The sequence below is a fragment of the Vibrio sp. V31_P5A7T61 genome, assembly GCF_009904895.1.
Taxonomy (GTDB): Bacteria; Pseudomonadota; Gammaproteobacteria; order Enterobacterales; family Vibrionaceae; genus Vibrio; species Vibrio metschnikovii.
This window is the reverse complement of sequence record NZ_WXWI01000059.1, coordinates 35,812-55,372: the sequence shown is the minus strand read 5'-3', so window position 1 is coordinate 55,372 and position 19,561 is coordinate 35,812. Positions and strand designations below refer to the sequence as shown.

The window sequence follows — 19,561 nt, the reverse complement described above, 5'->3', positions numbered from 1 at the left end:
AATTAAACCTTTTGATAAACTCGAATCATAAAATCAGCCTCACATTCAAACTGGGGCGTTAATGGCAGATCGTGGCGTAGTTGGTCACTCGCACGCCAAGCAAAAGGCGTCATTTGTAGCAGATCAAACGCCTCTGGCCCAGAAAGGGGCATAGTATAGTGCAATTGCTGTTGATGTTTTAACTCAAAACCATCGATGATTTCTGCTGTTTCATCATGCAGTTGCACTTGCGGATAGATCAACGCTTTGAGCTGATAAAGGTGGCGAGCAGCAGGGGTGACGGTTATGACTACGCCATTATCGTCAAGAACGCGCTGCAGCTCTTGTGTTTTACAAGGCGCGTAGATACGCACGATAGCATTTAAGGATTGATCGGCAAACGGTAAGCGATGGCTGGAGGCGACAACAAAGTCCACTTGTGGATAACGTTTAGCAGCAAAACGAATCGCTGTTTTTGAGATATCTAGGCCATAGGTATTGGCTTGTGGATGTTGTTCAAGTAACGCACTAGCAATATATTGGGTGTAATAACCTTCACCGCAGCCAATATCGAGTAATTGGTGGTTGGTATTGACTAAGTAACGAGTGCACAGAGTGCTCACTGCGCTGCGCATTGGGTGATAATGCGCTCCATCGAGAAAGCGTCGTCTTGCCTGCATCATTGCTTTGTTGTCACCAGGATCTTTGGAGCGTTTATGCTGCACTGGCATCAAATTGACATAGCCTTCTTTAGCTTGATCAAACTGATGATGATTCGCACAGTGATAGCTGCGTTGATGAAGAGTTAGCGAGTGGTGGCACAAGGGGCATTGATAAGTCATAACGCTCTCGAAGAGAAAATCAAGTCGGCAAGTTTAGCGATATTTATTCGAAATAAAAAGGGCGTTACTATCGCCCTAATCAAGATTAAGCGGTAATCCGTGTACTTAGACAGTGAGTTTCACCCGGTTGTAAGACCTTACCTGCAGTAAGACTCGGTGCATGCCAAGTTGATTCGATACAAAGCATGGTCAGATAACCATCGTCTTGCATATCTCCCATCGATTGAGCACCTTGTGCCCACGGATTCCAAAGCACAGCAGAGTTATGCCCTTGATTGTCTACCACTAGAGTACGCTGACGTTGATGATCCTGCACTTGAATGTGAGATTGTGGCTTCGTATAAACCCGGTCAATGCTATCGCGCAGGGTTAGCGTTTCCTCTCCTTGGCACCACTGATCGTTTTGCAGACTATCAATATAATCACTGCCCATTCCGGTAATGGTTGTCTCCCGTACATCAGCCACATTTAAGTAACTGTGCAGAGCCCCTGAAAAGGCCCATGCCTTTTGGTCGGTATTCGTAATGGTTAAACGCACGGTTAAGCTATCAGAGATTTCGATAGACAGACGAAGTTGGAATTCATGCGGCCATACTGAGCGAGTTTGCTGGTTACTGTCGAGACCAAGGACGACGATCACCCCTTGCTCGTTTTCCCGATGTTCGATGAGTTGCCATTGACTTGAGCGAGCAAAACCATGAGCTGGAGTCGCTAAGCGGCCAAACCACGGCCAGCAAATGGGTATTCCGCCACGTAGTGCCGTTTTGCTATCAAAAATTGCTGTTTTGCTCATCCAGAGTAGGTCATCTTGACCGGTAGGTCGAAAAGACACGACATGACCACCGTGCAGCGCAATACCGGCTACCGCTTTATCATGAATAACGCGGACGATTTTTACATTATCCTGTTCAACAATCGTGACGCAGTCAGAAAGTACCGTTAGGCTAGGAAGTCGTAGTAAATCCATAAAGATAAGCTCCTGATGTTTGGATATTAAGACATTCAGCACTTAATATCGATGGTAAAGGGCGAACAAGATCTCGTGAATAGAAAAGACGAAAAAGGCGACACTGTGGCCGCCTTTTAGCTAATTTTGTTGCTCAACGAATGACTTCGCTAATCACGACATTACTTAGAAATGTGAGCGATTAGGTCTAGAACTTTGTTTGAGTAACCGATTTCGTTGTCGTACCAAGATACAACTTTAACGAAGTTATCAGTAAGAGCGATACCAGCTTTAGCATCGAATACAGACGTTTGTACTTCACCGATGAAGTCTTGAGATACAACAGCATCTTCAGTGTAGCCTAGTACGCCTTTTAGTTCGCCTTCAGAAGCTTCTTTCATTGCTGAACAGATTTCAGCGTAAGAAGCGCCTTTCTCTAGGTTAACGGTTAGGTCAACAACAGAAACGTTAGCGGTTGGTACGCGGAAAGCCATACCAGTTAGTTTGCCGTTTAGTTCTGGAAGAACAACGCCTACTGCTTTAGCGGCACCAGTTGAAGATGGGATGATGTTTTGAGAAGCACCACGGCCACCGCGCCAGTCTTTTGCAGAAGGACCATCAACGGTTTTTTGAGTCGCTGTAGTCGCGTGAACAGTTGTCATTAGACCAGACACGATACCAAACTTGTCGTTCAGTACTTTAGCGATAGGCGCTAGACAGTTAGTCGTACAAGAAGCGTTAGAAACGATCTCTTGACCAGCGTAGCTGCTATGGTTAACGCCCATTACAAACATTGGGGTTTTGTCTTTTGAAGGACCAGTTAGAACTACTTTCTTCGCACCAGCAGTGATGTGCTTACGTGCAGTCGCGTCGTCTAGGAATAGACCTGTTGCTTCTGCAACAACGTCAACACCGATTGCGTCCCATTTTAGATCTTCTGGGTTGCGTTCAGCAGTAACGCGAACGGTTTTACCGTTAACGATTAGGTTGCCATCTTTTACTTCAACTGTACCGTTGAAACGGCCATGAGTTGAGTCATATTTCAACATGTAAGCCATGTATTCAACGTCGATAAGATCGTTGATACCTACAACTTCGATGTCGTTGCGTTCTTGTGCTGCACGGAATACAAAACGGCCGATACGGCCAAAACCGTTAATACCTACTTTGATAGTCATTATAGTTGCTCCACAACTTAATTTCTGATTAAAGATAACTGGTAGTAAAATTACAGAATCCAGTAAATGTCTGCAACAGATAATCGGACTTAACTTGTTTAAAGTCAAAAAAAAGCATCGTTTTTTTTAACAATCAGTTGCAAGTGGTTAATATTTAGACTTGATGCTGCTTTTTATCCCTACCAATTGACGTAGAATAGTCAGTCTAGCTTCGGGTGTTATAGGTGAAATACCACTCGAATTTCGGAAAGAAAGTATGTGCTACAAAGCGTAAAATAGGCAAGTTTTTCAGATAAAAAAGCACAGCGTTGAGTGAAACCAAGAGGAATAAGAATGGCGATCAATGATTCCAGCAAAAAAAACATCAAGCCTGATGATTACTGGCGTGAAACCCTAAGTGAAGAGGCCTATTATGTCTGTCGTCAGCAGGGAACCGAGGCGCCTTTCAGTGGTCAGTTACTGCATAACAAACAAACGGGAATTTATCACTGTACGTGCTGTGAAGCAGCACTATTTAGTTCTCAGAATAAGTATGATTCAGGTTGCGGCTGGCCTAGCTTTGATGCGCCTTTAACCACAGAATCAATTCGCTATTTAGAGGATCGCAGTCACGGAATGACGCGTACTGAAATTCGTTGTGCGCAATGTGATAGTCATTTAGGGCATGTTTTCCCCGATGGTCCACCGACGACGGGGGAGCGCTTCTGCGTTAATTCTGTGTCGTTAAATTTCACCAAAAAGCCGCAATAATGGGTGAAAATTCGTCATTGATGGTTGAAATATTACAATGCTAGCGTTCATTAAAAACCGGGACGTTATGACGAGAGAACTCACCCCGGCGAATCGTCCGTGCCAACTGATTGGCTTGATTATCTAATTGTCGAAATTGTTCTGCATTAAAAGGATAAAGCAGCGCCATTTCGGCAGGAGAGGCGACGGGGACAGCAAATTGCTTACCTACCATTGCCCATAAGTAGGCCAGTTCTTGATGGCCAAGCGCCTGATGAGTACTAGCCAGTGACTGAAAAATCTCAGTGTTGATCGCTCTTGGTGAACTGAGCTCTAAAGCTCGAGTCAGCAGTTGAATGGTTTTTTCTCGATCGCGCGAAATATAGAAGGTTGCAAGCGCGTATTGCATCTCGGCCGTGTCTAATTCTGGTGAGCCTTCCATACGAAGAAATTCTCTGCGAGCAATATTATCACCCGTTTGACTCCATAAAAAATACAATGCATGGGGAGTGCGCATCTGTCGAAGATCTTTGGTTAATCTATCGAGTTCTTCCCCTGAATGTACCAAAGCATTGAAGCGATTTTGTGTCAGTAGTGGGTCATTAAGGACTTGAATTTGTGAGGCGAGTTCTAAACATTGGCGATAGAGCCGAACGAGTCGATACTCTTCTAACTTATTATCGACGGTCGGGTTCTTGAGTACCTCAAAACGGTGCCAGATTAAATCAGTCCGCGGTAAGCGACATTGACCATCGTTTAAATTGAGTTTTTCACACTGTAGGCCTGGGTTATCGTTACACAGTTTATCGGTATTATTGCGATTCTCTAGGCAACCGCTCAATAACACGGTCATCAAAAGCAGTATGCTAATTTTTATCCCATTCATTATCATCACTTGTGATCCAATACGCTTATTTATTTGGCTGGTGTTGACTCGCTACGCTAGGTCGCTATTGTTGTGGTGCTAGTTATGCTCAGTCATTTCGTCATCAAGGATAAAATAATGGATACCCATCAGTTAGTTGATGCTATCACCCCGGAAGCCTACCAGCGTCTGCTGTTTGCCGTTGAAACCGGTAAGTGGCCAGAAGGTACACCACTTTCTCAATCGCAGCGAGATTCTTGTATGCAAGCTGTGATGTTGTATCAATCTCGGCATAATGTAGAAGCTGACCATATGAGTATAGGCGTTGGTGGTGAAATGGTCTTAAAATCGAAACGAGAATTGAAAAAATGTTTCCAAGATGGGCAAGAAGATATTGTTCGCGTCAATCCGAACCAAGAATAAAAACGGTCTTTATTGTTTGTTCCCTTGCTCGTTGCGGACATAGCATTGACCTCCTGTTCGGAGGCCAATGCCTGCTCATAATGATGGAGTATAAAATCAGTTTATAAACTCATCTCTCCACGGAGCACCTGTTGCATTTTGTGCTTAATTTCTTGATAAGATAAATTTTGACTGAGTAGATAATGCAGTTTGGCTAGAGCGGCCTCTGGGGTCATATCATAACCGCTGATCACTCCTGCCTCGGCGAGCGCACAGCCTGTCGCATATCCTCCCATGTTCACCTTTCCGGCCAAACACTGGGTTAAGTTGACAACAATCACGCCGCGTTCAGAGGCCTCTTTTAAGTGCGCCAACAACTGTGGATTCTGTGGTGCATTACCGACGCCAAAGGTCAAAAGAATCATTGCATTGACAGGTTGCAGTAACGTATTACGGATCACTTCGTGTGAAATGCCCGGATACATAGTGATCACACCGATTGGTTGCGGTGTAATGTTATGTACACGAAATGCGCCTTCCGGTTTTGCCCCCACCGTCACTTCTTTACTAATTTGAATATTGATTCCAGCTTCCAGTAGGGGAGGTAAATTGGGGGACGTAAAGGCGCTAAAACCATCGGCATGCGATTTGGTACTTCGGTTGCCCCGCATCAACTGATTGTTGAAAAATAGGGTTACTTCATTAATCGGATAATTCGCCGCAAGATGCAGCGAATTGAGTAAGTTGGCTTGCCCATCAGAGCGCAGTTCGGCAAGAGGGATTTGTGAACCAGTAACGATCACTGGTTTGCCTAAGTTCTCTAACATAAATGACAGTGCTGATGCGGTATAAGCCATGGTATCCGTACCATGCAAAATCACAAAGCCATCATAGTTGTCATAATTATCACGAATATCATCGGCAATAAATTGCCAATCTTCAGGGGTCATATCGGAAGAATCAATCAGAGGGTCATATTCATGAATGGTGAACTTTGGCATCTCATCACGATGGAACTCTGGCATGGCAGCCAGCTGTTTTTCCATAAATCCAGCCACGGGAACATAGCCGTGATCCGACTTTTTCATACCAATGGTACCGCCTGTGTAGGCAATATAAATATGCTTTCTAGTCATAGAGGCAACGCTTATTGTAGGGAACAGAGCCAAAATTATAGCGAAAACCACTACAATAAAAAGGGGCGCTTGTTGCAAAGCGCCCCTTATTTTATGGTTTGATGTTTTTGCGCAAGAAAGAGGCGGTTAACTCCTGTTCTCTTTCGCGTTTACAGGTACTAGTTATTCTATTTGGCAAGGCAAACAAAATGCATAATATCCTTTAGGATCATTAAATTGATTTAATAAATTAGCATCTTGCAATAGTTGCTGAGTGGTTGGTTGTAACGCATTTGGAATGAGACCAGAAAGATTAACCCCTAGCTGAGCATGCGCTTCGCTAAACAGACCTTTGATAAAACGTTGTGCTGGTGTGAGTGGCTCTTGTATCCAATATAAGTTGTAGTGTTCTAATTGGGCGAGATTCGCCGCAATTTGCACCGCATCATCAAAGTCACCCAAGGTATCGACTAAACCTGCTTGTTGAGCGTCTTTTGCCGTCCAGACGTGGCCTTGAGCTATCTTATCGACCTCTTCTAGTGATAAGCCACGTTGTTCACTGACTAAGGAGATAAACCGTTGATAGCCGTTTTCGATGCCCATTTGAATAGCGTCTTTGACTTTTTCATTCAATCCAGTCGTTACCCCTACACCAGAGAATGGTGATGTACCAACACCATCAGTATAAATACCAAGATGGTTAAGCCCTTTTTCAAAGGTGGTAATGACACTAAAAATGCCGATTGAGCCGGTTAAGGTGGTTGGCTGAGCAACAATATGGTCAGCGCTCATCGAAATCCAATAACCACCAGAAGCCGCCAGACTGGACATTGATGCCACGACGGGTTTACCTGCGGCTTTAAGCGCTTCAATTTCGTTACGGATTACTTCTGAGGCAAACGCGCTGCCTCCAGGGCTATCAACACGTAATATCACCGCTTTGACTTGATCATTATTGCGCGCTTGGCGCAGTAAGCTGGCCACGGTATCCCCACCAACATTACCGCGTGATTGTTTACCATCCATGATCGCGCCACTGGCGACGACAACGGCGATCTCTTTTGCTTGAGGTCGAGTCCGTGGTTTCACTGTTGGACGATATTGATCGTAACTGATCGCGTTATAGCTGTCTTCGCCATGACGACCAAAGACTTCGGCCAATTGCGCGCGAACTTGTTGACGGGTTGCTAATTCATCCACTAAACCAATATTGAGCGATAGTTCGGCAAGATTTCCTGACGCCTGTTTCATGAGCACTAAAAACTCGTCCATCGTCGGATTTAGGGTTTGAGCGTCAATATGGCGATTGGTCGCAACATCATCGATATAAGCGCCCCACAATTGACTCAACCATTGAGAGGCAGATTCACGAGCTTGTTCTGACATATCATCACGAATGAAAGGCTCAACGGCCGATTTGTAAGTACCGACTCGAAATACGTGCGTATTAACATTTAATTTGTCTAACAAACTTTTGTAGTAGAGGTTATAGCTACTGTAACCGCGAAGCAGCACAGCGCCATCGGGAGCAAGATAAATTTTGTCGGCGTAGCTGGCTAAATAGTATTGGCTTTGATTATAAAAATCACCTACGGCATAAACCGGTTTACCAGAAGCTTTAAATTCATTAATGGCTTTCGCAATATAACGCAGCTTAGTGAGATTGGTCTCTGGCATGTCACGTAACGCTAAGACTAAGCCGGTGATGTTGTCGTCGTTTTTAGCATGACGCAGTGTTTCAACAATCTCAAATAGGACATTTTCTCGAGGTATTTCTCGTCCCAAAAGCGAGTCTGTTAAAGAGTCCATTGGATTCAGGGAGGTACTTTGCTCGACAATCGGGCCTGAAAAATTGACGACTAAGGCAGACGGTTTTTTGACTACTGGAGCGGATGAATCAGCACTTAGATAGAGAAAATAGATAACGGCAATACTGAGTAGAAAGAAAAGGTTGGTTATGGCGAGACGAATAAACGTAATAACTTTCCAAATCCCTTTAAAAATCAGCCCAATAAATCGAAATAGTGGTTTCATTGTATCTCCGATGCAATGCAGGACGGCGTGTCGATAATTATTCCTATCATCCTACGTGATCTCAGAAAGGCAAACAACTGCAAGATTGATCGGTGTTACAAACTTGTAAACACTTGTTTGATTTTTATTATTGGCAGGATTATTCTGGTCGGACCATAAAGATAACAAAAAGTGATGTCACCATGTACCCACACCTATTACAGCCTTTAGATTTAGGATTTACTCAACTGCGTAATCGCGTATTAATGGGATCAATGCATACTGGACTTGAAGAACATAAAGAAGGGCTAAGTAAGTTGGCTGCTTTTTATGAAGAGCGAGCGAAAGGTGGCGTTGGCTTAATCGTCACCGGCGGTTTTTCGCCAAACTTACGTGGTCGACTGCATCCATTTAGTGCTGAGTTTAGCAAGACTAAGCATGCCAAAGCGCACCAAGTGGTGACTGAAGCGGTGCATCGCCATGGTGGCAAGATTGCGCTGCAGCTACTGCATGCTGGACGCTATGCGATGCATCCGTTCGCACAGAGTGCCTCGGCGATTAAAGCGCCGATTGCTAAATTCACCCCAAGTGAAATGAGTGTTCGACAGATACGTAATACTATTCAAGCCTTTGCTCATAGCGCTGAGTTAGCTCAGTTAGCGGGTTACGATGGGGTTGAAATCATGGGATCTGAAGGCTACCTCATTAACCAGTTTATTTGTAAACGAACGAACGTTCGTTACGATGATTGGGGCGGTAGCTATGAAAATCGCATGCGTTTTCCTCTTGAAGTCGTACGTGCGATACGCGAAGCGGTCGGTAAAGAATTCATCATTATTTTCCGTCTATCGATGCTCGATTTGGTTGAAGAAGGCAGTACCTTTGAAGAGGTCTTACAGCTCGCTAAGGGATTAGAAAAAGCGGGAGTGACCATCATTAATACCGGAATTGGTTGGCATGAAGCGCGGATCCCGACTATTGCTACGCAAGTACCCCGTGCGGCGTTCAGTTGGGTGACGGAAAAAATCAAATCGCATCTTACGGTGCCTGTGGTGACATGTAACCGGATCAATACGCCCGAACAAGCCGAAAAAATTCTGGCTAGTGGCCAAGCCGATATGGTGTCAATGGCGCGTCCTTTCTTGGCTGACCCTGATTTTGTGCGTAAAGCTGAGCAAAATAAAGCGGCACTGATCAATACCTGTATTGGTTGTAACCAAGCCTGTTTAGATAATATTTTTCAGGCCAAGCGAGCCACTTGTATGGTAAACCCTCGCGCTTGTTATGAAACCGAAATTCGTATCCAACCGGCAACTCATAAGAAAAAAGTCGCAGTAGTTGGTGCAGGCCCCGCGGGCCTTGCTTGTGCAACGACATTGGCCGAGCGGGGACATGAGGTCGATCTCTTTGAGCGTAACGATAGGATTGGTGGGCAATTTAGGCTCGCGATGCAAATTCCAGGCAAAGAGGAGTTTCGCGAGACGATTCGTTATTTTGCCAATCGCATTGATGAAACTGGGGTGAAATTGCATTTAGATCGCAATGTAACCTTTGATATGCTCGCTGATTACGATGATATCGTGATGGCTTCGGGCGTTGAGCCTAGAAGCATTCAATTAGAGGGCATTGATCATCCTGAAAAAGTTATTGATTACCAAACTTTGATTCGCGAAAAGACCCCAGTCGGAGAAAAAGTGGCGATTATTGGTGCTGGTGGTATTGGTATTGATGTAGCGACAATGATAACCGAGCCTACGGATCACGATTTAGATGACTGGTTACATGAGTGGGGAATTGATAAAGAGATTGCCCACCCAGGCGGGTTATACCCATACCCAGATGCGGTTAGTGATAAGCAAGTTTGGCTGTTGCAGCGCCGTAAAGGACGAGTGGGTAAAGGCCCTGGTAAAACAACAGGTTGGATTCACAAACGTACGCTAGAGAAACGTGGTGTCAATATGTTAGGTGGTATTGGCTACGAGAAAATAGACGCACAGGGGCTACATATCACGCTGGATGGGCAACAAAAACTGTTAGACGCGGACACCGTTATTGTGTGCGCTGGGCAAGAGTCGGTTCGGCCTTTTGCCGAACAGTGGGCAAGCTTGGGTGAGAAACTGCATGTGATTGGCGGAGCCGATGTCGCTGGAGAGCTTGACGCGGTACGTGCGATTCGTCAAGGCGTTGAATTGGCAGTGAAATTGTAAGCGAACTGTCAATAACTTAAATATGAAAACATAAGGGGCTGATAAGGCCCCTTACTGTATCGATTGAAATCCAGCAGTGACTTAGGCTGGTGGATTATAAAATGACGGTTTTATTGCCATAAACAAACACGTGATCATTAATCACTTTGTTGATGGCTTTGCTGAGCACATTTTTCTCCACATCACGTCCCGCTTGGGCCATGTCTTGCGCACTGAAGGTATGATCAACCGGAATCACATCTTGTTTAATGATGGGTCCTTCATCAAGATCGTTGGTGACAAAGTGCGCGGTTGCACCAATGATTTTAACCCCACGCTCGTAAGCTTGTTGATAAGGTTTTGCGCCGATGAAAGCCGGTAAAAAACTATGGTGGATATTGATGATTTTATGATGAAATTTTTCGACAAAACCGGGCGTGAGTACCCGCATATATTTAGCTAACACAACAAAATCGACGTGATAAGGTTCAATCACTTCGAGAATTTTCTGTTCATGCTCTTGACGATTAAGTCCTTCATGAGAGACATAATGATAAGGAATATCAAATTTTTCAGTTAGGCCTTGTAGAGTATCGTAATTGCCGACCACGGCAGCGATGTCTACTTCTAAGCTACCATCGTAAGTCTTCATTAAAATATCGCCAAGACAATGTGCCTCTTTGGTCACCATAATAATGATTCGTTTACGAGCAGAATCCATCAGTTTGCGTTTGGTACCAGACGGTAGAGCTTGATCAAGATCAGCGAGAAATGTGGTGTCATTAAAATACCCTTCTAACTCGGTACGCATAAAAAAATGACCGCTGGTATTATCGACAAATTCATTGTTATGAATGATGTTAAGTTGATGTTTATAACAAATATTAGTGATTTTTGAGATCAATCCTGGGGCATCACTGCAATGCGTCAGGAGGGTTTTTTTTTCCATTGATAACTTCCGTGAGTATTTTTCTCGGTCTGTAAAATAAATCAAGGCTGCAAGAACGGTGATGCAGACCACACTGTAGCGACTATAATTAATCTATTATCAATAAGGATTCAACAACTATCACGGCTAGACACTAACGGCTTCCTCTTTCAGTCTTTTGCTGAGTACCATTTAAGGTGGTGTGTATGGACAAAGAACTACTTGCACGTAAATTATACGTAGAGCGTGTGCATGCTCTGATGGGAGACAATCCAGTTGATGAAGCGTTATTGGACGCGATGTGGGAAAGTAAAGCTTCCCCTGTGGATGCCGCAAAAGCCATGATGCCGACAGCCAGTAATGGTTACGACGCACCCCCTTGGTTAGCCCGTTATCTCAATCGCAAATAAAACGTTTTTCTAGTGACACGATCAGCGCGAAGCGGATTTCGATTCGCGCTGTCGCAACAAACCTGCCATAATCGCTGCATTCCTCATCGTCATTATTGCTGTCATGATCGCTAAAACCTTTTCTCAACATGGGGCTTTGGGCAAAGCCATTCCTGGTTTTCAAGGGCGTCAAGCTCAAGTTGATATGGCGTTAGCTGTTGCTAAAGCGATCGAGAATCAATCACAATTAGTAGTTGAAGCGGGCACGGGAACCGGTAAAACCTTTGCGTATTTAGTTCCTGCGTTATTGAGTGGCAAAAAGGTCATCATCAGTACGGGCTCGAAAAACTTACAAGAGCAACTATTTCATCGAGATTTACCTTTAATGGTCGAGGCTTTGGGCTTTTTTGGCCAAGTGGCGCTTCTGAAAGGGCGCGCTAACTACCTTTGCTTGGATAGGTTGAGCCGACAAATGGTTGAAAGCCATCACGCGCAAAGCGATCCAACGTTATTAACCCAATTAGTTAAAGTACGCAGTTGGTCATCATCGACCAAAAGCGGCGATCTCGGTGAATGTGATGAGTTGGCGGAAGATAGCATGATCATCCCGACCATTACTTCGACCAACGATAACTGTTTAGGCAAAGAGTGCTTAAGTTATCAAGATTGCTTTGTCTCAAAAGCGCGACGTAAGGCTATGGAAGCGGATATCGTGGTCGTTAACCATCATCTTTTCCTAGCGGATCTTGCCATCAAAGAGACCGGATTTGGTGAGCTTATCCCTGACGCCGAGGTGTTTATTTTTGACGAGGCACACCAGTTACCTGATATTGCAAGCCAATATTTTGGTCAATCGGTTTCAAGCCGACAGATTCAAGATTTAGCCAAAGATATTGAAATTGGTTATCGCACCGAAGCGAAGGATATGCGCCAATTGCAAAAAGTTGGCGATAAACTCCAGCAAACGGCGATGGATTTGCGCGTATTATTAGGGGACTCTGGTTTTCGTGGCAACTGGCGAGAGGCGCTGTCGGTGGCTAGCATTGCTCAGCAAGTGGAGCGATTGCAAGAGAGTTTAACTTTTGCTATCGACGTGTTAAAGCTTGCCCTTGGTCGAAGTCAGTTGCTTGATACCGCTTTTGAGCGCGCGAATACCTTAAAAGCACGTATTGTTCGGGTCTGTGATGTTTCTATTACTGGATACTCCTATTGGTTTGATACCACGCCGCGGCATTTTAGTTTACACATTACGCCATTATCGATCGCTGATAAGTTTCAAGAGCAAATTAATCTTAAATCCGGTGCGTGGATTTTTACTTCGGCAACGTTAGCCGTAAATGAAGATTTTGCACACTTCACCCATCGTTTAGGGCTAAAACCCAGTGAGCAATTTTCTTTACCCAGTCCTTTTGATTATCAGCAGCAAGCGAAACTGTGCGTCCCCCGTTACTTGCCAGAACCCAATAGCGCAGGGTTAGCGGATAAGTTGGTTGAAATGCTTGCCCCGGTGATTGAACAAAACCAAGGACGCTGCTTTTTTTTGTGTACCTCTCATACTATGATGCGCGAGTTGGGTGAGCGATTTCGTGAGCATTTGAGCCTTCCGGTACTGTTACAAGGGGAAACCAGTAAACAGAAAACCCTCGCACAATTTATGGAGCTTGGTAATGCGCTTTTAGTTGCCACAGGAGCTTTTTGGGAGGGGATTGATGTTAGAGGCGATACCCTAAGCTGTGTTATTATTGATAAACTACCGTTTACTTCCCCGGATGACCCGCTGTTAAAAGCGCGTATCGAGGATTGTCGTTTGCGCGGTGGCGATCCTTTTGCTCAGGTCCAATTACCTGATGCTGTCATTACTCTTAAACAGGGAGTAGGACGACTCATTCGAGATCAGAAAGACAAAGGCGTATTGATTATCTGTGATAATCGTTTAGTTACCCGTGATTATGGCGGCGTATTTTTAGCCAGTTTGCCTCCGATACCACGAACACGTGATTTGGCGGTGGTAAAAGACTTTCTGCTATCTCTTTCTGTAACAGACACTAATTAGAGACATTCATGAGTGCAACCATTCTTGCTTTAGATACCGCAACCGAGGCGTGCTCGGTTGCTTTGATGGTCGGAGGTAAACTTTACTCACGCAGTGAAGTGGCACCTCGAGATCACACAAAAAAAATTCTGCCGATGGTCGATGAAGTACTTAAAGAAGCGGGCATCACATTGCACGAGTTAGATGCACTGGCGTTTGGTCGTGGCCCAGGGAGTTTCACCGGAGTACGGATTGGCATCGGAATTGCACAAGGCTTAGCTTTTGGTGCTGATTTGCCGATGATTGGTATTTCGACCTTAGCTGCGATGGCTCAGGCTGCGTATCGAGAGCAGGGAGCCACTCACGTTGCTTGTGCGATTGATGCGCGAATGAGTGAAGTCTATTGGGGGCGTTTTGTCCGCCAAGCTGACGGCAGTTGGTCTGAGCTTGACGCTGAGTGTGTCATTGCTCCGTCCCTATTATTAGAACACATGGCTGCTCGATCTGAGGATGAACATTGCTGGACGATGGCAGGAACCGGTTGGCAAGCCTATACAGAGACACTCACTGCTTTGCCGCTGCGTACGGAACAAAGTGCGGTGTTGTATCCTCAAGCGCAAGATATGGTGGTGTTGGCACAGCAGGCATGGAAAAAAGGTCAGCATGTGCCTGTAGAGCAAGCCACACCGTGTTATTTAAGGGATACGGTGGCATGGAAAAAGCTACCAGGAAGAGAATAATCACTATTCTTTATTAGAATAACGTCAATTCGATGACTCAAGGAGAAGACGCGTTGCTTCTCCTGCCCGTGAAGGTAGATAAGGAGCATTATGGTCGCAATTAATGGTTCACTCAATGGTTTGCCGCCAGGACGCATTACCAATACTCAACGGGCGTCAAAAGCGAAGAAAAATCAAGTCTCTCAGTCTTCATCTTCGGCAGCTTCAACCAGCAAAGTCGCCGAGGCGGTTGCTCATTCAATACGCCAAATGGATTCGGCAGATATTCACCGCGCGCAACTGCACTATGATTTACCCGAAGGACGAGCGCGTAAGGCAATGGAAGAATATTTAGATATTATGAATCATGCTAAGAAAGAGGAACTTACACAAATGCTCGGTGTCGATCTGTATATCTAATTAAGGGGCTTTCTATGTTATCCAACCGTTGGTTATTCTTACCTGCTTGTACTTTACTTAGCTTATTGACGGCGTGTTCGTCACTCCCCCCTACGCTAGTGACTGATAACGGTGCGCTGATCACCGATTATCATCAGTGGCTGGCTCAACCCAGCGATACCGTTAATGAAGTACGTTTAGGCGGTGTTATCGCTCAGGTAACAAATTTGGTCGATAGCACTCGTATTGAAGTGGTCAATTTACCGATAGATAAGGCCGGTAAGCCGCTATTAACGGATGAGCCTCAAGGTCGTTTTATTGGCTATATTGATGGTTTTGTCGACCCGATTGCTTATGGTCAAGGTCGACTAGTGACTTTTATTGGCACCACAGCTCAACCAGAAACGGGCACCGTAGGTGAGTTTGAGTATACGTTTCCAGTGATGAAGGTACGAGGCTCTCATTTATGGCGAGTGGAAGAGCGCGTCGTTATTGATGACATTACGCCTTATGTCTTCCCATGTCGGAGTTTCTATTGCCGTCACGTTGAGGACTTTCCACGTAGTGGCCGAGTGATCCAAGAAGTGAAGTGATGCTCCGCAGCGAAACTTTTACTATTGCTCATGGTGAAATTGCTGGGTTAACGGTAGGTGACGTACGGCAATCTGACTACAGTGTACTTTTTTTACATGGCTGGTTAGACAATGCCGCCAGCTTTATTCGTGTTATTTCATTTCTCCAGCAGCTTGCCCCTGAAGGGCATTTTTTTGCCATTGATTTGCCTGGGCATGGTTTATCAAGCCATAAACCTGCGGCGAATTATTACTCCTTTCATGATTATATCGATGATGTTTATCAAGTGTTGCACAATCTTTCGCCAAACAGACTGGTGCTAGTAGGGCATTCGCTTGGTGCTTTAATCGCAAGTTGCTATAGTGCCGCTTTTCCTGAACAAGTCGCAGGATTAGTGCAAATTGAAGGTTTTTTACCCTTAGCGGAAGATCCGGTGGATAGTGTCCAACGATTACGTCAAGGGGTGTTGAGTCGGCAACGAGTGAGGCGCAAGCCCACCCGCTATTACTATAGCGTCGAGGAAGCGATTGAGCATCGTGCTCGGGTGAATCAACTGCCTGCTGAATTGATTGAACCAGTGGTGAGACGAGGTCTTCATCACGTGGGCACTCAGTGGCAGTGGCGTCATGATAATAAGTTATTGTGCGATTCATTGTATCGGCAAACTCCGCAACACGCTCAAGCGGTGATGAACAATATTATCTGTCCACATCATGTTATTTTAGGAGATCAAGGGTTTGCTTCATTGCAAACGGATCTGACTGATTATATAGGACAGCCTAGTCAATCATCGATCGTCGCCGGTGGGCATCATTGCCATCTTCAACAACCTTTATTGGTCGCGGAACTAATTCTTGGCTTAGTTAACAAAATTTAAACAAGTGTTTGGGTCTTTCGTGCTCAAGCGCTCCGGCTGTGCTGTAATAGTGATCATTTTTATAACAAAGATAATCTTGATTATGCCAGCCAATTACGAGGAGTATTACTGTGGATAAACCTTGGCTCTCACGTTATCCCACTGACGTACCAGAAACGATTAATCCCGATCAATATTTATCATTGGTCGAAATGTTCGAACAATCTGTCAATAAATACGCTGACCAACCCGCATTCATGAATATGGGGTCGGTAATGACTTTTCGTAAGTTGGAAGAGCGCAGTCGAGCATTTGCCGCTTATTTACAAAATGAGCTAAAGCTTAAAAAGGGCGATAGAGTAGCGCTGATGATGCCAAATCTATTGCAATATCCCGTGGCTTTATTTGGGGTATTACGAGCGGGGATGATCGCGGTTAATGTCAACCCGTTATATACCCCGCGTGAATTAGAGCATCAATTAAATGATGCCGATGCTCGTGCGATCGTTATTGTCTCCAATTTTGCGAATACGCTAGAGCAAATAGTCGCGAACACTCAAGTTAAGCATGTCATCTTGACCAGTCTTGGGCAAATGTTACCTCGCGCCAAAGGGACCTTGGTTGATTTTGTGGTCAAGTATGTCAAAGGTATGGTTCCTAAATATGATTTACCGGGAGCCATATCAATGCGTAAAGCACTGCATAAGGGCCGTCGTTTACAATACGTTAAGCCTTTTATGTCCGGTGAAGACATTGCGTTTCTACAGTATACCGGTGGGACAACGGGGGTAGCGAAAGGCGCGATTTTGACTCATCGCAACATGGTCGCTAACGTATTGCAAGCCAAGGGCGCATATGGTCCGGTTTTACGTGAAGGACGTGAGTTAGTGGTAACGGCATTGCCGCTTTATCACGTGTTTGCACTCACGGTAAACTGTCTACTGTTTATCGAAATGGGAGGGCGTAATCTACTGATCACCAACCCACGTGATATCCCCGGCTTTATTAAAGAGCTACAAAAATACCCATTCACGGCGATCACTGGTGTCAACACGCTGTTTAATGCGTTGGTCAATAATGAAGATTTTCATGAACTGGACTTTAGTCATCTCCAATTGTCGGTTGGCGGTGGTATGGCCGTACAACGCGCAGTGGCTGAAAAATGGAAAAAGATCACCGGTATCCATTTACTCGAAGGTTATGGTTTAACGGAATGTTCACCTTTGGTCACTGGTAACCCTTATGACTTGTCTGATTACTCTGGCGCGATTGGTTTACCCGTGCCCTCGACTGAAGTTCGTATGGTTGATGATGAAGGGAACGTCGTTGCCAATGATCAAACCGGCGAACTTCAAGTGCGTGGCCCACAGGTGATGCATGGCTATTGGCAGCGACCTGAAGCCACCAAAGAAGTGATTAATGAAGATGGCTGGTTGTCGACAGGGGATATTGTGCGCTTTGATGAAGAGGGTATGATCTACATCGTTGACCGTAAAAAAGACATGATTCTTGTGTCTGGATTTAACGTCTACCCGAATGAAATAGAAGATGTTGTTGCACTGCATGGTAAAGTGCTAGAGGTGGCGGCGATTGGTCAAGCGCATGAAGTCTCTGGTGAAGTCGTTAAAATTTATGTGGTTAAACGCGACCCAAGTTTAACGAAAGAAGAAATTATTACTCACTGTCGTAAGCATTTGACGGGTTATAAAATTCCTAAACTGATTGAGTTCAGAGAAGAGCTGCCTAAGACTAACGTCGGTAAGATTTTACGTCGCGTACTACGCGAAGAAAACGATGCGCAATTGGCAGAAAAGTCGAAATGTGCTTAAGTGCGCAATAGCGTTTTAATGTTACAATGCCGACCATTCTCGTCGGCATTTTTTTATCTTAGCGCCCCCAAATCAACACAGGCAGAGTGAGCCATTTGTGAATTATACAATCATTAATCAACAGCATGAATTACAGCGAGTGTGCGCACTTGCCCGTCAAGCAGACGTTGTCATGCTCGACACTGAATTCGTTCGTACTCGGACTTTCTTTCCGCAATTAGGCTTGATCCAATTATTTGATGGGGAGACGCTGTCGCTGATCGACCCGTTGGCAATGGAGGATATGACGCCATTTATTGAGCTGCTGCAAGATGTTTCCGTTTTAAAAGTCTTGCATGCCTGCGGAGAAGATCTGGAAGTGTTCCACAACAGCTTGGGTTGTGTACCATTTCCGATGGTGGATACTCAATTGATGGCGGCCTTTATTGGTTATGGCTTATCAACTGGCTTTGCTGCTTTGGCGAATGATTTACTCAATGTTGAGCTAGATAAAAGCGAGTCTCGTACCGATTGGCTTGCGCGGCCTTTGTCTGAGAAACAACTAGAGTATGCCGCCGCGGATGTTTTTTATTTACTGCCGATGTATGAACAGCTACTCGATAAAGTCACGCAAGCTGGCTGGTGGGATGCCGTTTTACAAGAGTCACAACTGCAAGTTGAAAAACGGACTCGAGTGTTTGATGCACAATTCGCTTACCTTGAGATCAAAGGTGCTTGGCAATTAAAGCCTAAAGAGTTAGCCATTTTAAAACCGCTTGCCACTTGGCGTTATCAACAGGCGGTTAAACGTGATTTAGCTTTGAACTTTGTGATCCGTGAACATGATTTACTGACTATTGCCCGTTTAGCGCTGAGTTCGCCAAAGCGAATGGAAGAAGAGGGGATTGACCCGCATGTGATTCGTCGTCACAGTGATGCGATAGCAACGATCGTTAAACAAGCGAAACAGACGCCTGTAGAGAATTACCCTGCGGCGATCGTGCCGTTAATGGATTACCCTGGCTATAAGCAGCTATTCAAAAAACTCAAAGATGAAGTCAAAGTGGTATCGCAAACTTCGGGTTTAGCCAGTGAATTTTTGGCATCAAAAAAGCAGTTAAATCAGTTAGTGAGCTGGGTTTGGAACCAGCAGCGTGAACCGGATCATCTGCCAGACTTAATGCAAAATTGGCGTTTACCTTTACTCGGTGAGCGACTCAATAAGTTGATCGGATAACGTTTATCAGCCACTAAGTGGTAGTCGACAGTAGTCATCCCAACCTTTGCTCTGTTGGGATGGCCTATCTATAAAGCGGTGTCAGTATTGATGCGCTGGCTTACTTTTCTTCATCAGGGAGTTTTACGTTTAACTCCAAGACAGAAATGTCGTCATCTTTATGTTCAAAAGAAAGCTCAACCATCGATGGATCAATCGCAACGTATTTAGCAATCACTTTCAGAATGTCTTCTTTCAATTGTGGTAAATAGGTTGGCGCAGGATCGCTTTGGCTACGGCGCTCGGCAACAATAATTTGTAAGCGCTCTTTAGCCAAACTGGCCGAGTTTTTTTTCTGTGGGCGGAAAAACTCAAGTAAAGACATA

General features: G+C 45.0%; 19 protein-coding genes. 11 read left to right on the top strand and 8 right to left on the bottom strand.

All coding sequences use genetic code 11. The features are described 5' to 3' along the window. Positions 1-2: 2 nt before the first annotated feature. The 3 genes from rlmA to gap form a co-directional block, all read right to left on the bottom strand. Positions 3-821, bottom strand: coding sequence for a 23S rRNA (guanine(745)-N(1))-methyltransferase (gene rlmA / locus CAG58_RS13485; protein WP_161426087.1), 819 nt, complete (start codon positions 819-821; stop codon positions 3-5). Positions 822-906: 85 nt separating this feature from the next. Then, positions 907-1,788, bottom strand: coding sequence for a D-hexose-6-phosphate mutarotase (locus tag CAG58_RS13480; protein ID WP_161426085.1), 882 nt, complete (start codon positions 1,786-1,788; stop codon positions 907-909). Between the two features lie 161 nt (positions 1,789-1,949). Further along, positions 1,950-2,945: a type I glyceraldehyde-3-phosphate dehydrogenase gene (gap, locus tag CAG58_RS13475; RefSeq protein WP_161426091.1), complete on the bottom strand. Its 996-nt coding sequence runs from the start codon at positions 2,943-2,945 to the stop codon at positions 1,950-1,952. 333 nt (positions 2,946-3,278) lie between these two features. Here gap and msrB point away from each other — a divergent pair, with 333 nt between their 5' ends. Then, positions 3,279-3,695, top strand: a complete 417-nt coding sequence (gene msrB, locus CAG58_RS13470; RefSeq protein ID WP_154170560.1) for a peptide-methionine (R)-S-oxide reductase MsrB — start codon at positions 3,279-3,281, stop codon at positions 3,693-3,695. Between the two features lie 40 nt (positions 3,696-3,735). Here msrB and CAG58_RS13465 read toward each other — a convergent pair whose 3' ends face one another. Then, positions 3,736-4,560, bottom strand: coding sequence for a DUF2989 domain-containing protein (locus tag CAG58_RS13465; protein ID WP_161425270.1), 825 nt, complete (start codon positions 4,558-4,560; stop codon positions 3,736-3,738). Positions 4,561-4,677: 117 nt separating this feature from the next. Between CAG58_RS13465 and CAG58_RS13460 the strand changes: the two genes are divergently transcribed. Then, positions 4,678-4,962: a YeaC family protein gene (locus tag CAG58_RS13460; RefSeq protein WP_161425271.1), complete on the top strand. Its 285-nt coding sequence runs from the start codon at positions 4,678-4,680 to the stop codon at positions 4,960-4,962. 101 nt (positions 4,963-5,063) lie between these two features. Here CAG58_RS13460 and ansA read toward each other — a convergent pair whose 3' ends face one another. Both ansA and sppA read right to left on the bottom strand, forming a co-directional pair. Then, positions 5,064-6,077 (bottom strand): asparaginase, encoded by a 1,014-nt coding sequence (gene ansA, locus CAG58_RS13455; protein WP_154170562.1) that lies wholly within the window; start codon positions 6,075-6,077, stop codon positions 5,064-5,066. A gap of 162 nt (positions 6,078-6,239) precedes the next feature. Then, on the bottom strand, positions 6,240-8,090 hold the full coding sequence (gene sppA, locus CAG58_RS13450) for a signal peptide peptidase SppA (protein ID WP_161425272.1): 1,851 nt from the start codon (positions 8,088-8,090) through the stop codon (positions 6,240-6,242). Between the two features lie 182 nt (positions 8,091-8,272). Between sppA and CAG58_RS13445 the strand changes: the two genes are divergently transcribed. Continuing rightward, complete coding sequence (locus tag CAG58_RS13445) at positions 8,273-10,276, top strand: NADPH-dependent 2,4-dienoyl-CoA reductase (RefSeq protein WP_161425273.1); 2,004 nt, start codon at positions 8,273-8,275, stop codon at positions 10,274-10,276. A gap of 94 nt (positions 10,277-10,370) precedes the next feature. Here CAG58_RS13445 and purU read toward each other — a convergent pair whose 3' ends face one another. Then, the gene (purU, locus tag CAG58_RS13440) at positions 10,371-11,204 is read right to left on the bottom strand and encodes a formyltetrahydrofolate deformylase (protein ID WP_161429739.1); all 834 of its coding nucleotides are present in this window, start codon (positions 11,202-11,204) and stop codon (positions 10,371-10,373) included. A 185-nt stretch (positions 11,205-11,389) separates the two neighbouring features. On the opposite strand from purU, the gene CAG58_RS13435 reads away from it, so the two are divergent. The 8 genes from CAG58_RS13435 (at position 11,390) to rnd (ending at position 19,196) form a co-directional block, all read left to right on the top strand. After that, entirely contained in the window at positions 11,390-11,593 is a 204-nt protein-coding gene (locus tag CAG58_RS13435; RefSeq protein WP_154170568.1) for a hypothetical protein, read from the top strand. Between the two features lie 103 nt (positions 11,594-11,696). After that, positions 11,697-13,625, top strand: a complete 1,929-nt coding sequence (locus tag CAG58_RS13430; protein WP_154170570.1) for an ATP-dependent DNA helicase — start codon at positions 11,697-11,699, stop codon at positions 13,623-13,625. A gap of 8 nt (positions 13,626-13,633) precedes the next feature. Next, positions 13,634-14,344 carry a tRNA (adenosine(37)-N6)-threonylcarbamoyltransferase complex dimerization subunit type 1 TsaB gene (gene tsaB / locus CAG58_RS13425; protein WP_161425043.1) on the top strand — a complete coding sequence of 237 codons (711 nt, stop codon included), beginning with the start codon at positions 13,634-13,636 and terminating at the stop codon, positions 14,342-14,344. Positions 14,345-14,434: 90 nt separating this feature from the next. Then, positions 14,435-14,743, top strand: coding sequence for a chromosome partitioning protein ParA (locus CAG58_RS13420; protein ID WP_154170574.1), 309 nt, complete (start codon positions 14,435-14,437; stop codon positions 14,741-14,743). Positions 14,744-14,757: 14 nt separating this feature from the next. Then, positions 14,758-15,315, top strand: a complete 558-nt coding sequence (locus CAG58_RS13415; RefSeq protein WP_161425042.1) for a Slp family lipoprotein — start codon at positions 14,758-14,760, stop codon at positions 15,313-15,315. Further along, positions 15,315-16,172: an alpha/beta hydrolase gene (locus tag CAG58_RS13410; protein ID WP_161425041.1), complete on the top strand. Its 858-nt coding sequence runs from the start codon at positions 15,315-15,317 to the stop codon at positions 16,170-16,172. The genes CAG58_RS13415 and CAG58_RS13410 overlap by 1 nt, the downstream gene beginning before the upstream one ends. A gap of 110 nt (positions 16,173-16,282) precedes the next feature. Continuing rightward, complete coding sequence (fadD, locus tag CAG58_RS13405; protein ID WP_161425040.1) at positions 16,283-17,980, top strand: long-chain-fatty-acid--CoA ligase FadD; 1,698 nt, start codon at positions 16,283-16,285, stop codon at positions 17,978-17,980. A 97-nt stretch (positions 17,981-18,077) separates the two neighbouring features. Beyond that, positions 18,078-19,196, top strand: a complete 1,119-nt coding sequence (gene rnd, locus CAG58_RS13400) for a ribonuclease D (RefSeq protein ID WP_154170580.1) — start codon at positions 18,078-18,080, stop codon at positions 19,194-19,196. A gap of 100 nt (positions 19,197-19,296) precedes the next feature. Here the strand turns inward: rnd and minE are convergent, their stop codons facing one another. Next, positions 19,297-19,560, bottom strand: a complete 264-nt coding sequence (gene minE / locus CAG58_RS13395) for a cell division topological specificity factor MinE (RefSeq protein WP_004394871.1) — start codon at positions 19,558-19,560, stop codon at positions 19,297-19,299. Between the last annotated feature and the right edge of the window lies 1 nt (position 19,561).

Coding starts and splice junctions, on each gene's coding strand:
- sppA (WP_161425272.1), bottom strand. CDS start 8,090: ATGAAACCACTATTTCGATTTATTGGGCTGATTTTTAAAGGGATTTGG.
- CAG58_RS13480 (WP_161426085.1), bottom strand. CDS start 1,788: ATGGATTTACTACGACTTCCTAGCCTAACGGTACTTTCTGACTGCGTC.
- CAG58_RS13435 (WP_154170568.1), top strand. CDS start 11,390: ATGGACAAAGAACTACTTGCACGTAAATTATACGTAGAGCGTGTGCAT.
- msrB (WP_154170560.1), top strand. CDS start 3,279: ATGGCGATCAATGATTCCAGCAAAAAAAACATCAAGCCTGATGATTAC.
- CAG58_RS13415 (WP_161425042.1), top strand. CDS start 14,758: ATGTTATCCAACCGTTGGTTATTCTTACCTGCTTGTACTTTACTTAGC.
- rlmA (WP_161426087.1), bottom strand. CDS start 821: ATGACTTATCAATGCCCCTTGTGCCACCACTCGCTAACTCTTCATCAA.
- purU (WP_161429739.1), bottom strand. CDS start 11,204: ATGGAAAAAAAAACCCTCCTGACGCATTGCAGTGATGCCCCAGGATTG.
- CAG58_RS13420 (WP_154170574.1), top strand. CDS start 14,435: ATGGTCGCAATTAATGGTTCACTCAATGGTTTGCCGCCAGGACGCATT.
- gap (WP_161426091.1), bottom strand. CDS start 2,945: ATGACTATCAAAGTAGGTATTAACGGTTTTGGCCGTATCGGCCGTTTT.
- ansA (WP_154170562.1), bottom strand. CDS start 6,077: ATGACTAGAAAGCATATTTATATTGCCTACACAGGCGGTACCATTGGT.
- CAG58_RS13460 (WP_161425271.1), top strand. CDS start 4,678: ATGGATACCCATCAGTTAGTTGATGCTATCACCCCGGAAGCCTACCAG.
- tsaB (WP_161425043.1), top strand. CDS start 13,634: ATGAGTGCAACCATTCTTGCTTTAGATACCGCAACCGAGGCGTGCTCG.
- CAG58_RS13410 (WP_161425041.1), top strand. CDS start 15,315: ATGCTCCGCAGCGAAACTTTTACTATTGCTCATGGTGAAATTGCTGGG.
- minE (WP_004394871.1), bottom strand. CDS start 19,560: ATGTCTTTACTTGAGTTTTTCCGCCCACAGAAAAAAAACTCGGCCAGT.
- CAG58_RS13445 (WP_161425273.1), top strand. CDS start 8,273: ATGTACCCACACCTATTACAGCCTTTAGATTTAGGATTTACTCAACTG.
- CAG58_RS13430 (WP_154170570.1), top strand. CDS start 11,697: ATGATCGCTAAAACCTTTTCTCAACATGGGGCTTTGGGCAAAGCCATT.
- CAG58_RS13465 (WP_161425270.1), bottom strand. CDS start 4,560: ATGAATGGGATAAAAATTAGCATACTGCTTTTGATGACCGTGTTATTG.